The organism is Chryseobacterium sp. G0201 (genome assembly GCF_003815655.1).
GTDB lineage: Bacteria > Bacteroidota > Bacteroidia > Flavobacteriales > Weeksellaceae > Chryseobacterium.
The window spans coordinates 2,601,173-2,617,189 of sequence record NZ_CP033917.1 but is presented as its reverse complement, the minus strand read 5'-3'; the positions used below and the strand labels follow the sequence as shown (position 1 = coordinate 2,617,189).

The following is a 16,017-nucleotide window of genomic DNA, read 5'->3' as shown; positions in this document are numbered from 1 at the left end:
ACATTCTTTTTAGTTAGGAATAACCTGTTTGGTCAGCTCTTTCTGCATGTTGGTGATCACGGTCTTGTATTTATAGTTATTCTTTTTCACCGAAGTAAGTGTATAATCATTAAACGGTTCTATATATTTTCCGGTTTGTGGTTTATACACTATAGCATCTATCAGCGGGTTGGCAGGGTCTACTTTACCATATAAAATACCACTTAAAGCTTTCCCTGAATAATCTTTTAATAAATCATCATCATTTGGAAAAGTTTTAGTCGAAGTTAAACCATAAGAAGGATCAAAATATTTGTTTCCGTATTTGGTAAATACATGATCCCAGAATAAATTCAGCGGAACGTTTTTCAGATCCTGTGCCCGTTGTTTTATGTCTACAGGTGCTGCAGGATCTTTTACAGTCCATTCCTTAACTAAAAACAGAGAATTTTTATATCCGCTGCTATCTGTAGTTCCTGTTGGGAATATTACAAAATCATCAAACTTACTTACAAATAAACTATCAGATTGTATCTTGCAGATATCCTGTAAAAACGAACTCCATTCTCCACATCTTGCCTCACCATATTTTATTAAATATCTTACGCCCCGGTATCGCATGCTGCTTGCATGTAATGAACTGGTATTTCGCCAATATCCCATAGCTCCTTTCACACGGGCTCTTTCAACATTTAAAGATTTTATGTGATTGAAAACATTGTTCATGATTTCATCAGCATTTTTAGATCCTTTTCCAAACTTACAGCCAAGATACAGGAATGTTTCTAATATGCTTTCTTTACTATTTGCTTTATTGATGATCTTTCTGTTTCCATCTTCTGCAGTATATTCACCACCTCTGCCCGATGAAGGAGATAACTGGTCATACCCCGGATTTCCGATTGTAAGATAAAAACAAAACTTAACACTTCTCATGGGTACCCAATTAGTTCCGTCTTCTGAATATTCAAAATTGAGGGTGAAGTTTTCAAAATACTGTACGGTATCTTTATAAGGTTTTATATCACAGGTAAAGGTTAGCTCATGTTCCTCATCCTTATTTTTTTTAGGATGCTGCTGTTCTTTAAAAATATATTTATTATTAGCATCTTTTATCCTGATTTTACAAGCCAGCGGTGCTTTTGTTTTAAAAGTAGCTGTCAGTACAAAACTGTCTGTACTTGCAAGCGTTATTGGTAAAGGGTCAGGTTTATTTTTGTCGGCGGCGTTGGATCTCAGATTCAGCCAATGATAATATTTTCCTTTGTCTTCTAAAACCCAGAAATTTTTAAACTCACTGAAAGAATCAACCTCATCATGACAAATATCAAAAGTTGTATTTACTTTAATTTTAATAAGATCTAAACTCCCCAATGACGGCGGTGGAGCGCTCACATTATAACTCACCCCCTTTTCTTTGCCTTTTTGAGCAAATTTGTCTGCAGAAGAGTTTACAATACTTTTTCCGGCAAAAACTTTGGCATCACCTCCGGTTGTCTCTATATAATCACCACCTATGTAAGATTCCTTGCCCATTTTACAAAAGATTTAGTAATTATTAGATTTTTGTCCCGAGTTGTTCTGCACTTCTTTTTCAGCATGTTGCTCAAAAGTTCCCTGACTTTGTGTAGTAATTTGTCCGTTTGCTACCCGCAGTCTGTCTTTATCTGTATGAGATTCTTTATTTCCCTGAATAAATTCCGTCATTTTTCCGGTTACATTGGTGATAAAATCTGCTCCGGTAGAAACATATTTCATAGAACCTATGCTTTCGCTGTGATTCATCACAATCGTATCCATTTTATTCACTCCGACGTTGGTCGTCATGTTTTCACCGACATTGATATTCATGTTTCTGCAATTCAATGTCATGGTTTCGGGAGCGGTAATTGTGATATTGCTTCCTGTGGTATCCAAGTGAATTTCGTTACCGGATTTATCTGTAATAATAATGCTTTCATCTTCCGTGAAAACCACTCGGTGACCGCTTCTGGTTTGAATTGATTTTACTCTGTTATCCACACCACCTCCTAATCCAACTCCGCCATGAAACATTCCGCCCATTACGAAAGGTCTGTCGGGATGGCTGTGTACAAAATTAACCATCACCTGATCACCAACCTCAGGAATGGCAACATAGCCTCTGTTTTGGGTGATCTGATCTGTTCCGCCTGCGTCGGGGCTCATCATTCTGATAAAATGAGTGGTATCATTCGTCTGCCAGTCAAATCTCACCTGAACTCTTCCCTGTCCTTCCGGATCAGTATTTGAAATAACGGTTGCAATTTGCGGTTCGGCTTTTGGAGTTTTAAATTCAGGTCTTGGTAAAAATCCTGTATCTGAAGCGATTCCTTCAAAACTTCCTGTATAATGCCCAATCGTATCAATTTCATGAGTCGTTTCTGTCACCATGATTTTAGTGAAATAAGAGCTTTCATTAGAATCAACTTTTCTCATCTGAACATCAGCCACACAACCCGGATGTAAAAACGGAACGGTCGTATTTCCAGATAATGAAAAAACATTTACGGCTTCACTTCCTGCAGTGCTTTTTTGAGAATATTCGACATCAAGATGCGTTGATGCTTTAATCGGAGCCACCTGAAGTGCTGGTGTCTTGAAAATTTTATCGTTGTGCTCGTAAGCGGTTTTTGCTAAATCACTTTTATGCTGAATCGGCGTTGCTCCGGAAGTCAGTTTTTCATTTTTACTGCTGTTGTAGCCGTAAAACTGGGGTTTTGTATGGTTTGCTTTTAATTCAACCTTAATATCGTTGACATTACTTCCGTAAATAAGCTTGATCGGTTTATTCTGAGGCGGAAGTTTTCCGAAATGAAGGACTTCACCATCATAATAAAACTGCTCACCATATGCTTCTGCCATTCTAGCCAGATAATTGTAATGTGTTTCATCATATTGACTGCTGTAAATGATCTGGGAATAATCGTTCGCATCAATTCTGATATCAAAACGGTTTTTATCGATTCCCTGTTTAATCACTTCTTCAGCAATAATCCCCATATTGACAGGCTGGCCACCTCCAAAACTTTGAACATGAGAAGCTCCGTCCAGTAAAATTGTGGGACTATAACCTGATAATACAATATTTCCGAGGCTCATTTTCTCCTGACTGAAACCAACGCCTGTGATCACTCCAACAAAAGTTCTTTCGGGGCTGTTTTCTATATCTTTGTAAGAAATAACTGCTGTCAAACGTTTTCCAAGGAATTTATTAGCCTCTTCCAAAGTATGATTTTGATTATTTCCCAATGTATCATGCGCCAAAGTAAGGGTAAACTCGTGATGGCGCTGTGCACTCTGTTTTAGCTTGAAGTGTTTGTAATACTTGATTACTTTACCTTCAATGACTAAAGATAATTTCACCAGCCTGTTGATCCCGGCGTGGTGGCTTTCCGATACACCGTCTGCATTTTGTGACGGACGGTAGGAAGGGCTTTTCAGTATATTTTGTGATTCTGTTTTCATATTATCTGCGTTTAGATAGGTTAAACATTATCTCCCAGTGTTATTTTGTGGTTTGGTGTTTGGTGTGTTATGTTTGGTTTTTTATATCATTTTCCTTCTTTAATTGATCTGGAAAGTATTTTGGTCTTTCTCAGTAAAAAATCAGGCATCAGATCTGTTGGAAGATACAACATACTTTCACCTTTATTTTGGAGTTCTTCTGTAATTCCCAGGTTCCATGAGAGAAGTTTGTCTACATCTACATCAAGCTCATCCGCAATTACATTTAAATTAAATCCTGCATTGATCTCTGTTTCCGCCAACGTGGAATTATCTTTTCCGCTTCCTCCGTTTACAAAGAAAACAGTATTCATTCGTGAAGAATTATAGTTACTTAAAACACTCTGCAATTCTCCCGTTGCGTAGCATGCATTTAAATATTTTTTGACATGATTAATGGTTTCCTGCGGAAGATATTTAGAAAAAATATGATATTGCGAAGAACCTGCAGCCTGCATTGCTTTGGCAACGTTACCTTCTCCGCAGTTGTAGGCAGCCACGACGGTTACCCAATTGTTATATTTTTTATAAAGATTCGTCAGAGAAACTACCGCTACTTTTGTACTTTTATACAAATCGTTTCTATTCTGCTCCGAAAGCCCGTACTGATTGGCATGAGAGGTCATAAGCTGCCAAGCGCCCACCGCTCCGGCTCCGGAAGTGATATTTCTGTTAAAATGAGACTCAATCAAAGCCAAATTTCTCAAATGCTTCGGTAATCCTTTTTGAGCAAGAGAATGTTCAATAAAATCAACGATCTCTTTGTTTGAATTAATGATACTTTTATATCTTCTCACGCTGTTTTCCGAAGTATCGGATGCAGCGAGGAATTGTCCGTTCACAAGTTGTGAAGAACTCAGCAATATTATTCCTAAAAAAATATTTTTGAAGTTCATGTTTATATTTTTTGGTAAATCTGCCGGATTAAAAAAAACAGCAGACTTACCTTTTTATTTTATTTAATCTACTTTCCAGGTTAATTTGTCGTCCTGCCAATCTACATTCAGTGTCTGTCCGGTTTTAACCTCTTCTCTCACGATCATTTTGGAAATCGGTCTTGCCAACTGCGCTCTGATCACTCCTGAGATTTGTCTTGCTCCATACTTACTGCTAAATCCTCCTAATGCAAGTTGTTTCACTGCTTCGTCTGTAATTTTCAAGGTCATCCCTAACCTGTGAAGTGATGCGTGAAGTGATTTTAACTGAATATTAAAAATTCTTTCCGCAATAGATTCTGTGATCGGTGCAAAAGGAATAATTTCCGTGATTCTTGCCAAAAATTCCGGTCTGAAACGTCCTGAATTTGACATAATCTGCATTAAAGCAGAAGATTGAGGAACTTTTCCTTCTTCAAACTGCTTTACAATTTCTTCACTTCCGATATTTGAAGTAAATAAAATGATCGCATTGCTGAAATCTCCTTCTTTTCCAAGCTTATCATGCACTTTTCCTTCGTCCATGATCTGCAAAAACACATCAAAAACCGAATGATGCGCTTTTTCAATTTCATCAAATAGAACGACCGTGTAAGGCTGCTGACGAATTTTATTCACCAACATCCCACCTTCCTCATAACCAACATATCCCGGAGGCGCACCGTATAAAAGTGCCGCCGAATGTTCTTCTTTAAACTCAGACATATCAAAACGAACCATTGCTTTTTCGTCATTGAAAAGTAGTTCCGCCATTGATTTTGCCAACTCAGTTTTCCCTGTTCCCGTTGGTCCCAGAAGGAAGAACGAACCGATTGGCTGTCCGGGTTTGTTTAATCCGCTTCGGTTTTCAACGATCGCGTCAGAAAGGATTTTTAAAGCATGATCCTGACCGACAACTCTATTAAGCAGCATCGATTCCATGTTCAGAAGTTTTTCTTTTTCCTGAGCCTGAATTTTCCCGATCGGGATATTTGTTTTCGCAGCCATCACAGCAGCTAATTCCAAACGATCTACTTTTTCTCTTTTCTTTGATGCGTGCTGTAAAAGTTCAGCATAAGTTTCTTCAATTATTTTCTGAATTTCCTCGACAGGCATTGAATTGTCAATTTGCGGCTGCTCACTTAATGAACCCCACAAAATCGGACTTATTTTATCTCTCAATAAATTATAGTTCCAAATCAATTCGTCTGCTTTGTCTTTATCATCCAGATATTCTTCCTGTAAAATGGTTTCGTAAATACCTTTCCAGCTTTCTAATTCTTTTTCTGAAAGTTCGTCAAGCATTTTAATTGCCGCCATTGTTCTATCCAGCAAATCAATGGCTGCGTCTGGTAATTTTTTACCTTTTGCATACCGTTTTGCTAAACGGACACATTCGGGAAGAGCAGTTTTTTCAACTTCAATTCCGTGGTGCTTCTTGTAGCCATCCAACAAAACATCGATCATTTTAACACAGGTTTTTTCGTCCGGCTCGTTGACCGTTAAAACTTCAAAACGACGGTTGAAAGCCTGTTCAGGTTCGATTATTTTTCTGTATTCTTCCTGAGTTGTTGCTCCAATTACGGTGATTTCACCTCTTGCCAATTCCGGTTTCAACAAATTAGCAACGTTTCCGATGCTTCCTTTTGGATCTAATAAAGTGTGAATTTCATCAATAAAAAGAATTGCTTTTTCAATCTTTTTACATTCAGTAATGATCTTTTTAAGACGGTCTTCAATTTCACCTTTATAAGAAGTTCCAGCAAATAAAGCGCCTGTATCAAGTTCTAAAAGAGTTCCGTTTTTAAGCATTTCCGGAACATTTCCTCTAATGATTTCAGTTGCAAAACCTTCTACCAAAGCGGTTTTACCAACTCCCGGTTCACCTATAATAATTACGTTGGGTTTCGTTCTTCTGCAAAGAATTTCGACCAACATTCTCAGCTCTTTATCTCTTCCGATGATATTTTCCAGATCTCCTTTTCTGGCTTGAGCCGTTCTGTCTACACAATAGGCTTTAATGGACGGAAAAGAATTATCTGAATAGTCTGAACCATTTGAAAATAAAGAAGAGATTCCGTCATCTTCAGCACTTGCAAATGGTGTATCTTTTCTGTATAAATTGAATATTTCGTGCTCCCTAAGCGGTAAAGACTTCAATTGCTGTAACGTAAATGCAACCTGAGGCTTCACAATCGCCGTCAAAAGACAAATAGGAGTGATCTCGTCTAAGCCTAATTTCAGGCGGATATCATCAGCTTCTTCTACAATATTGTCTACAAACTCATCCTGCCCGACTTCATTAGGAATATGGGTGGTTTTAGGATAATCTTCAATACGTACATCTGCCCATTCGTAGAAATAACCAGGATCTTTATCTATGTTTTTTAAAAATTCGTTAAGCCCAATATCCTTGTGCATTAAAGCCTGCAGGATATGGGGACCGCCATATGTTGCATTATAATTTTCCCTCGCTATCGATTGTGCAATATGAAAAAGCTGTTTTACTGTCTCGTTGGTTACTAGTACTCCCATTTTACTATTTTTCTCAAAAATTAATACTATATCTGATTTCGGTGTGTGTTGTTTTGATTATGTTTTCATTAAATTTTAAACAAATATTAATCCACAATCATTAAAAATTTTTATACTTTACTAAGATATTAGTTTTTTTTTAATAATATTAGATATGTCTTTTAAATGTGAGATAGTTAACATTTAGACAAAGAATTTGGAAATCTGTTTTTAATGATTTTATTTTTTTTAACGCAAAGTCCGCAAAGTTTTTTTGACTACTAAGTGTTTTTAAGGTTCGCAAAGGCGTTTGACTATGTCGAATCTTCGATTTCACTCAGCTAAGTTCACAAATCTGAAATGGACATATTGGGTAATGGTAAAAAAAGACCGCCTTGAGGGGACAGTCTTTTTTATGAATGTTGATTATGTGTAAATTTTAGCTTGTCGGCCATAGACCTTCGTAAGCAGAGTTTCCGTAGTTGATCTTTTCTGCACTTATGATAAAGCTGATCAGCATACTATTTTCGTCTACTGCGTCGAAGTCTACTTCGTGCTGAATTACGTATCCGTTTTCCCAGTTCAAAGTGATTAATGTACCTTCTTCGTGAGATTTGTTGAAAGTAACCTCACCGCTTGTAGGCTTGTACTTTCCGTTTAGTAGGCTTTCCAGAATGTCTGATTTTTCTGTAGCTTCTACTGTAAGTTTGATAATTGCGTTTGATGGGTCTGACGCTACTCTACCAGATACGTCTGTAGATCTTGAAACACTGTAATTCAGTTTCAATAGTTTTTGACCTTCGCCTCCGTTGAATTTTAAAATTCCTCTTGAATTCGCTGCCATGATAGTAAATTTTTAATCGTTAATAATATTTTGTGATTCGGTGATTGTTTAACAAAGATAAAACGGTTAATTTTTTTTTGAAAGTGTTTGAATAAAATTTTGAAAATTTGTCGTAATTCTACGATTTCATGTAGTAATTCTACGATATCGTGATAAAAACAAAAACTTATAAACCTTTTACTGGTGATAGTTTACGATTTTTGCTCAATATTTATATTTGTCACATTCTTAACACCGTATCGGGAAATACTATATTTGATCTCAATATTTTTTATTAACCCATTTTCCGAAAACAATGTATATTTTCCGTTAAAGTCAATGTCTGAATTTGGAATCTGAGCAATTTGCAGAAGACTTATTTCCTGAGAATAATTTTCATTTCCAACTTTTTGTTGAATAGTAATTGATGTATTATCTTCTCCAACGGTCTGCTCAACATAAGATTTGCCGTTGATAAATTCATTTCTCACAGGAGCAAAATAGGTTTTGATAAAAGTATCATCTCTCATTCTCTGATCAAATAATTTTTTGTCAAGAACTGCCATTTCATATTCATCGATATAGATTTTAGCATATTTATCAGGAAAAAGATCGAGCAATTTTTCTTTGATTGAATGAAAATTATCAATGGTTTCCTTTTTCAGACCGATATTCATCACTTTTCCTTTTGAGTCTGTTTTAATGACTACCGGATTCAGAGAACGGATACATTCTGTGGCCAGATCGGAGATTTTGCTTCCTGACTGATCGTAGAAATTATTTTTAAAAAAATGAAAAATATGGTGATCATCATCTTTTTTAATCCATTTTAAAGAAGCGGTAAAAGAAATAAAATTACCCTTTTTTCCAACTTCATTTTCTGTAATTTCGTTGATGTTTACATCATATATTTGGCTTAAAATTTGAGGCTCAAAAGCTAATTTAGGATTAAGCGTCGGATGCTTGAAAGGCGCATCATTTCTCGAATTATACTCAATAATATCCTTTAAGTCAGGAATTAATAATTTCTTCCGCGGAACCAATTCATCACGTATATAATCTTCCCTTGCACACCTCTGATTGTGGTATTCTTTAAGATATTTAGGATTTTCAAGGTTTATTTCTTCAGATATACTTTCCAGTGTTTCCCCATGAAGTATAAAATGAACAATCATAGTTTTCGTTTTTTTTGATTTAAAGCAATTTAATTAAAAATATTATCTTAAAAAATAATTTTACATTACTAAATTCTATCAAATATGATATTTAAAGATTAATTAAAATAAAAACGGCATACAAAATCTGTACACTGTTTTTTATAAATCCATTAAAGATTTAGGTTTAAAATTATCTATTTTATTTCTTTTCCAGTTCGTATGAGCTTGTTTCACCTACGGTCTGATTGATGAAAGCGCTTTTCAGTATATATTTATTTTTGTTTTTGGAAATTGTAAATGTCGAGTTTTTATTATCTTTTTCAGCAAGTGTTATTTCATCTGTCGTTGTATTTATTACTGTTAAATCTTTTTTGAGATTTTCTACATAACTGTCTAACTGAAACTTAGCCGAATTACCATCAATTTTCACCGAAATCTGCCCCCAACCCCTAGGATCACCGGATTCTTCTTTCATTCTCAGAAAACGACCTGTATAGTTTCCTATCCACTGCTTGTCAGACTGAGCTGTTTTTGCAGTTGTCCCACCATTATTTCGTACACTGTTAACTATTGCAGCAAGGGTCATAGATTGAGGTTGATTCATTTTAGATATCCTCATATCTGGTTGCTTTGTCTGACCTTTAAAAAATATAAAAGGTAATTCTTTCTGATTATCCGGGACAATATGCTCATCATCTCTATGATAATTATTATCCAAAGAAACCTGTAATTCCTTTTGCAGATTGAGGATCAACTCAGTGATATCATTAGGATAAGCCCATAAATAGACACCTGGAAACCTGCTATCCTGCAAAACAGGATTAAAATATAAAACAGGTTTCTGCTGATTATCCACAATATCATAAATGGCATAATCTACACCGTCTTCGTATCCCTGAACCCTTACAATTTCTTTTTTATCATCACCATCCAGATCTACGAGCCATTTTTTATTGATCGAAGCCCAAGGATAGGTAAATTGATAGATCAGTTTATTATTTTTAAACCAGAATTCATGCGTATTGTCAGCTGCAGAATCTGATGCTGTAATGATAACTTCTTTTTCAGGATCACCATCAATATTTATTTCCTCCTGACTCTGAATTTTTAAATCAGAAGGAATATTATATTTATTTTTACTCTGTACATTGATATCGGCTGCTGCATTTTTCACTGTTAAATTTCGATTTTCTTTGCATGAAAACCCTAATATACACAGCGATAAATAAAAAATTACGTTACGTTTCATTTATGTTCCTGTTTGGTTGTTTTGATCCGGACTTACGTTAACATCCGTTCCTAATTCTGTAATTTCCGTAAGCGGATTAAAAGAAGGTTTCGACATCTTCTCTTTTCTGACTTCAAAATGTAAGTGAGCCATTTTTGCAGCCTGACCGCTCGCGTTTCCTGTCTGTCCTGTTTTTCCGATCGGATCTCCGGCACTTACCTGACCCGTTGTATATTCTGAAAGGTGACAATACATGAAAAAATATTTTTGCCCGTTATAATTACCTTCTAAAAACGTTCTGTTTCCGTAGCCATTAGGATCTTCTAAATAAGTGATCTCACCATCAACACAGGCATATATCTGCGTTCCTACAGGAGCGTACAGGTCTAAACCATCATGCTTACCGCCTGTTCTTCCATGATAATCACTTTTCCCTGGTGACCATTGTGTATCTGAATACCATCCTCTTAACTCCATATTATCCAAAGGATTATGCCATTCTGAGCTTCCACCGATCTTTCCGCAGTTACACTGAATTCCGAATTCTTTTAAAAATCCTTTTTTAAGGTGTAAATCGGTAGTCCCTGCCAATTCTTCTTTTAAAAACTTATCATATTTTTCTAAAGCGGCAGTCATTGTCTGAGCAGGCTGTCCGTATCTTCCTGGTGGTAAACTTGCCCATTCGTAGCTTCCATATTGCTCCAATGCTTCTTTTACCTGATTTTTAGTAATCAATGGTAAACTTCCTGCTCTTTTATGTTTAAGAATCAAAATACAAAGTTTGTCCTGTGATTCTGCAGTAAAGTCCGGCGCTGAATATTTTTTAACATAATCATGAGCTTCTTCATAGACCCCTGCTTTTTTATTGTCTTTGGTCAATTGTTCTCCTTTCAGCCACCACCAGGTGTACCTCATTATTTGATAAGCTCCGGCTGCTGAAGACGAATAATCCCCGGCTGTGATCACATTCTCAGGGTGTTTGGTCATATCTGAAAATTGTGTTCCGCTATATTGTGTTGTGTAGCCTTTTTCACCTTCTGTACCTTCTCCTACTCTAAGCATTCTCATAAATGCTCTGATTCTTGCTTCACATTCACATTTCTTGCCAATTTCAAAATAAGCGCCATCTTTTTTCAGGAATTCTCCGTCGTGTTTTTTAACATCTCCTGTGCATTCTGCTTTCAGCCAAAGATATTCTGCCACACTTTTATAAACATCGAAAGTTATTTGTTCATCTTTATTATAAACTTCATTGGTTAAAGCTTTTTCGATGGTTTCTATTTTCGGAAATTTTTTCTCTTTTTCAAGTTCATCCTTAATTTTATTCGCAATAATACCTGCTATTTTCTTTTTCTGTTCTGCAGTTGCTGTCTTATTGCCATTGCTTCCGAATTTATACGTATGAGTTCCGTCTTTTATTCCGCTTAATTTATCTTTCCATGTAGCTAAATTTTCATCAGATTTTGGACGAAGCTTTATTTTTACTTTTGCTAAGCCATCTTGCGCAGTGGCTTTTAAGGTTGTAATTTCATTACCATTGTCTACAGCTTCTAAAACCGGTAAACTGGCATCTTTTTCCGCTAAAATTGCATCTTTTTCTCTGATATTAATACTTACTTCTTTACCATCCAGTAACATTGTTCTGGCCACCACATAAACTTCCTCTTCAAGAGGCGCGTTGTTGATTCTTACGAATTCGGGACCAAGTTTGTATAAATTTACAGAAATACCCTCACCTTTTTTATAAGAAGTTTGCGTGAGTGCAGTTTTGATGTCCTCAAGTTTAGCATATTTTTTATCATTTTTAACCAAATCATCAACTCTGGTTTTAATAATTCCGGCAATTTTATCTTTATCAATATTGTTATTATTGCTTTGGAATTTATACTGATGCTGTCCCGCAGCTTCTGAAGTTTCTTTTTTAAATTCTTCTTTAGCAAAATAAGCATCCAGAAGACCTTCTACTTTTACATCATCTACAACACTGGTACTTTTACCCTCAGGTTTTAGCTGAGTAGCAGGTTTCTGAGGCTCAACTGTGCCTTTAGTTTCTGCTTTAGCTTCAGGTTCCTGTCCTACAGGCGAATCTTTTGTTTTGGGAGGCTGCTTGTCGTGAGGTTCAGGAGCAGGTGTTTTTGGGGCAGGTTTTGGCTGTTCTGCAGGTTTAGGTTTATGTTCAGGATTTTTTACGTCAATATTATTAGTAGCATGTTTTTTATTTTTATAATATTCTACCGTCACATAAAACTCCATTTTTTCAGGATCTGTTTCTCCTTTTGCAGCTTTCTGCATTAAAGCTTTCGTTAAAAGGAATTCTGTAGTTGCCATACCATTTTTTCCTACAACACCTTGTTTAGTATCAACAAACAGATTGTTTGAATTATGTCCTTCGCCTTTTGCATCATCTTCCCAAAGTGTGAATAAGAGCTTTTCACCTGTTAGATTAACGCATTGAGCTTTGGCAACCAATTTTTCGGTATAGCTAAAAACAGCTCCTTTTGAATCATCAGCATAGTGAAGCTCAACTTTATTAATTTTTGGAACTCCAGCAGGTTGTGGCGTAATATCAATCGTCGTGGAACCTTTACCTTCAGGCTCATAAAGATATGCTTCTAAACGGTAGGTATGTTTTGATGCCACTTCGCCAAAAGTAAAATTGCCATCACCTATTTTTTTGATGTTGGTAGTGGTAAAACTTCCGTTGGAACGTTTTTTAAATAACTCCCAGGTTACTAATGCCGGGTTCTGTTTATTTTTTGGTGTCGAGGGATACCATCCTGCAATTGTGTAAAGGGTCTTTTCTCCAACTTTCGGAGCAGGATTCCCGGATATTTTTGAAACTCCTTGTTTAGACATATCAGAAAGTTTTTTTAAGAGTTAATAAGCATCTATTTCACTTTCTTCAACAGTCTCCTTGAAGTCGTCTATTTTCACAAGCGGATTGATGTGCTGAATACTTTTGGCATCTGCATTTTTCACATTCTGCTTGCTCATCTCTCCACGTTGTCCGTGATCATTTATCGTAATCTTTCCTCCTATAACGCATTGCAGTTCTGAAACTTCAGTAACAATCTTTTTATCCATTACTTTCACTTTGTCGTAGGTTTTCTGCCATTTTCCTGCGGGAGCATAAGAGCACGGTAAATAACCTCCGGAAGTAGGTTTTAGCTTACATTGACCAAAACTTGGTCCGGGAGGATTAAACTGCAGGTCATCTTCTGTTACAGCAAGATAATCTGTATTGCCATCAGAATCATTCCAATAATGTTTCTGATGGGCAGTCACTTTGTGCTGAGGAAGCTGATTTCCCTGATTGCACTCGGCTTTGCCCTTCTGGATGACAAAGTGCTTGCCATCGTGAGGTGATGATTGATCTGACATATTTGTGTGATTTGGGTTGTATAAAGATAAATATTTTACATTAAAAAATAAAAAAAGCAGAAATAAATTTCTGCTTTTCAATATTATACGTTATTAATGTTTAGTATATTCAGGTTCTTCAACCGGCATCATGGTTGGCATGAAGTACTCATTCAGCCAGTAAAAAGTTTGTCCGTTTTGCTGGATTTTCACTGCAGGATTGTTTCTGTGAGTAAGCATTCTGTCTGCCAGATCTTTGTAGTGACGGAAGTAGGTTCTTGCCGTTTCATTGGTAACAATCTTAGATTTTTTCCAACCTTTCAGCTTGTATTTTGACATTAATTCTTCTTCAGAGTTATCAAATCCGGTACTTACGCCCACTGCGTAAGACATTGGCTGTTCGTATAAATCACTTTTATCCAAAAACTTATTGGTAGGATTATATTTTTTCAATAATCTGATATACTCATTAACGGCTCTGGATTGATTGAAATCTGCTCTTTCAGCGCCCGTTTTAAGATAAACCTCGGTGTAAAAAGCTTTCAGGTTGTCATATTCTGTTTCTGAGATCAAAATACCTTTTTCAAGACCCGGTTTATATTCTTTCAAATCTTTCGGAATAAAACCTTTCACCAAAAACGGACTTCCGTAGTTGATCAACTGAGCGGCAATTCCTGCAGGAACCGGATTTGTAAGACCCGGATACAGATATTTATATTTTAAATCTACATCAGTTCTTCCAGCTCCAACTGAAGAATGGAAATAATCATTTAACGATTTATCTAAAGTTTCATTATCTAAGGTAACCTGAGTAATCAGGCTGTCAACAGATTTTTTAAGGTAGCCCGGCGTTGCGATATCCCCTTTTTTCGGGAAAATAACAAAACCTTGAGACATACTTTGTTTTGGATAATTTAATGAGAAAAATCCTTCATCACCTTCTACAAGGTTGAAATTATTCTTCGTTAAAACATCATTCTGATTGATGATCTTCTGTTTTTTAAGCTCAGCAATATTTTTAGCAGTGTTGGTAACTACATTTTCAGCAAGCAATACAAAATCGTTATAAGTATCAGATGATCTTGCACTTGTCTGGAACATGATTAACCTTGCCTGAGCCTGCGTAAGAGAATTGATCACTCCGTACATATTTCCCCCTTGATTCGCGGAAGTTCCGACAGTGATTACAATATTCGTCTCATCAGGAACGTTTGACAGAAGATTTCCGGCAGCCATCAAACCTTCGTTTACAGGTTGATAACCGCTGTTGCTAGGACAATTCATTTCATTCGATTTTTGGTCGATGAATGTGGTGATCTTACTGTAATCTGTACTTAAATTTGATACTGCTACATTATCTCCGCAAGAATTATTTTTAAACAAAACAACTCCATATTTTACATTATTGAAGTAAGAAGGTTTCTCAAATCTAAGCTGAAGATCCTGTAATAATGATTTTACGATCGGAGCATACGGCGCATTCTGAGCACTGATATCTAAAGCAAAAACAATATTGATATTTTTATTCTTCTCTGTAATTTCTCTGTAACGATCAAAGTAAATAGGTTCTCCTAATACATTGAAAACATAGTTCTTACTGTAATCTAAAACATTTGTAAAATACTTTGTTTTAGAATCCGGAGTCGGAGCTTCATTTAAAGGTAACGTTACAGGATAAATATTTTCAAGAGGCGTTCTTTTGTTGACATCGGTGAGAAGAACGGCAGTTCTGTTTTCAATATCAGTTCCGCCCGGAGAACCTTCATGTAAACCTAAAGCAGTTTCTGAAACTCCCGTTGTATTTTTCATTTTCACGGCAGAACGTTCGCCCCATGCCGAGATTACATTTGAGCTCACCCATCCATACAGGCTCGTGCTGATACTATCCATATCAACTGATGGTCTTTTACCTACCAAAAATCTTTTGTTGTTTTCGGCCTGTTTGTAGACGTAAACAACTTGTCCGTTCGGGATCTTGACATCCGCCTGCTCGATCAAACTTGGCGAATTAAACACCATAATTGAATCATTCTTGTAATATCTCTCAGAACTTTTGATAACATCACTGTTACTCGGCAATACCGCTACTCTCACAGGAAAACCTGTTTTTTCGCTTTTTAAAGAATTGCTCCAGAGAAGAAGGTCAGATTCCGGGATCCAGCCGTATGTTTTGATCTGTTTAGACGAAACTTTTTTCATTAAAGCATCAGGAATATATTCTGCTACTTTTACCATTCCGTCGCGGTGTTTCAGAACCATCAAAGGCTCTAAAAACTTAACTTCTTTATATGATTTCTCGTCACTTTTATCAAGGTAGGCCGTATTTCTGGATCTGTCTGAGATAGCGATCCACGGCACTGATTTTTTAGGAAAACCATTGACAACCGGTGAGTTGTCGACCTGTCCGTATTGTGAAGGTTCCGGAGTTTTTTTCGACGGCAGTTTTACCTGGCAACTCGTCAATAATACAGAAACTCCGATGTAATATGCTGCTAGAGGAAGTTTATTTCTCATCCT

General features: G+C 36.4%; 10 protein-coding genes. All 10 read right to left on the bottom strand.

Annotation, left to right across the window (positions count from 1 at the left end):
* Nucleotides 1–9 precede the first annotated feature (9 nt).
* The 10 genes from EG348_RS11800 to tssR all read right to left on the bottom strand — a co-directional run bounded on the left by EG348_RS11800 (nt 10) and on the right by tssR (nt 16,014).
* Nucleotides 10–1,515 (bottom strand): hypothetical protein, encoded by a 1,506-nt coding sequence (locus EG348_RS11800; RefSeq protein ID WP_123983310.1) that lies wholly within the window; start codon nt 1,513–1,515, stop codon nt 10–12.
* Nucleotides 1,516–1,527: 12 nt separating this feature from the next.
* On the bottom strand, nt 1,528–3,465 hold the full coding sequence (locus tag EG348_RS11795) for a type VI secretion system Vgr family protein (RefSeq protein WP_123983309.1): 1,938 nt from the start codon (nt 3,463–3,465) through the stop codon (nt 1,528–1,530).
* 86 nt (nt 3,466–3,551) lie between these two features.
* Complete coding sequence (locus EG348_RS11790) at nt 3,552–4,400, bottom strand: lytic transglycosylase domain-containing protein (RefSeq protein ID WP_123983308.1); 849 nt, start codon at nt 4,398–4,400, stop codon at nt 3,552–3,554.
* Between the two features lie 63 nt (nt 4,401–4,463).
* Complete coding sequence (locus EG348_RS11785; RefSeq protein WP_123983307.1) at nt 4,464–6,953, bottom strand: ATP-dependent Clp protease ATP-binding subunit; 2,490 nt, start codon at nt 6,951–6,953, stop codon at nt 4,464–4,466.
* Nucleotides 6,954–7,371: 418 nt separating this feature from the next.
* Complete coding sequence (gene tssD, locus EG348_RS11780; protein ID WP_185145477.1) at nt 7,372–7,776, bottom strand: type VI secretion system tube protein TssD; 405 nt, start codon at nt 7,774–7,776, stop codon at nt 7,372–7,374.
* Between the two features lie 191 nt (nt 7,777–7,967).
* Nucleotides 7,968–8,930, bottom strand: coding sequence for a hypothetical protein (locus EG348_RS11775; protein ID WP_123983305.1), 963 nt, complete (start codon nt 8,928–8,930; stop codon nt 7,968–7,970).
* A 181-nt stretch (nt 8,931–9,111) separates the two neighbouring features.
* Nucleotides 9,112–10,086, bottom strand: coding sequence for a hypothetical protein (locus EG348_RS11770; RefSeq protein WP_123983304.1), 975 nt, complete (start codon nt 10,084–10,086; stop codon nt 9,112–9,114).
* A 75-nt stretch (nt 10,087–10,161) separates the two neighbouring features.
* Nucleotides 10,162–12,996, bottom strand: a complete 2,835-nt coding sequence (locus EG348_RS11765; RefSeq protein WP_123983303.1) for a peptidoglycan DD-metalloendopeptidase family protein — start codon at nt 12,994–12,996, stop codon at nt 10,162–10,164.
* Between the two features lie 21 nt (nt 12,997–13,017).
* The gene (locus EG348_RS11760) at nt 13,018–13,521 is read right to left on the bottom strand and encodes a DUF4280 domain-containing protein (protein ID WP_123983302.1); all 504 of its coding nucleotides are present in this window, start codon (nt 13,519–13,521) and stop codon (nt 13,018–13,020) included.
* Nucleotides 13,522–13,614: 93 nt separating this feature from the next.
* On the bottom strand, nt 13,615–16,014 hold the full coding sequence (tssR, locus tag EG348_RS11755) for a type VI secretion system protein TssR domain-containing protein (protein ID WP_123983301.1): 2,400 nt from the start codon (nt 16,012–16,014) through the stop codon (nt 13,615–13,617).
* Between the last annotated feature and the right edge of the window lie 3 nt (nt 16,015–16,017).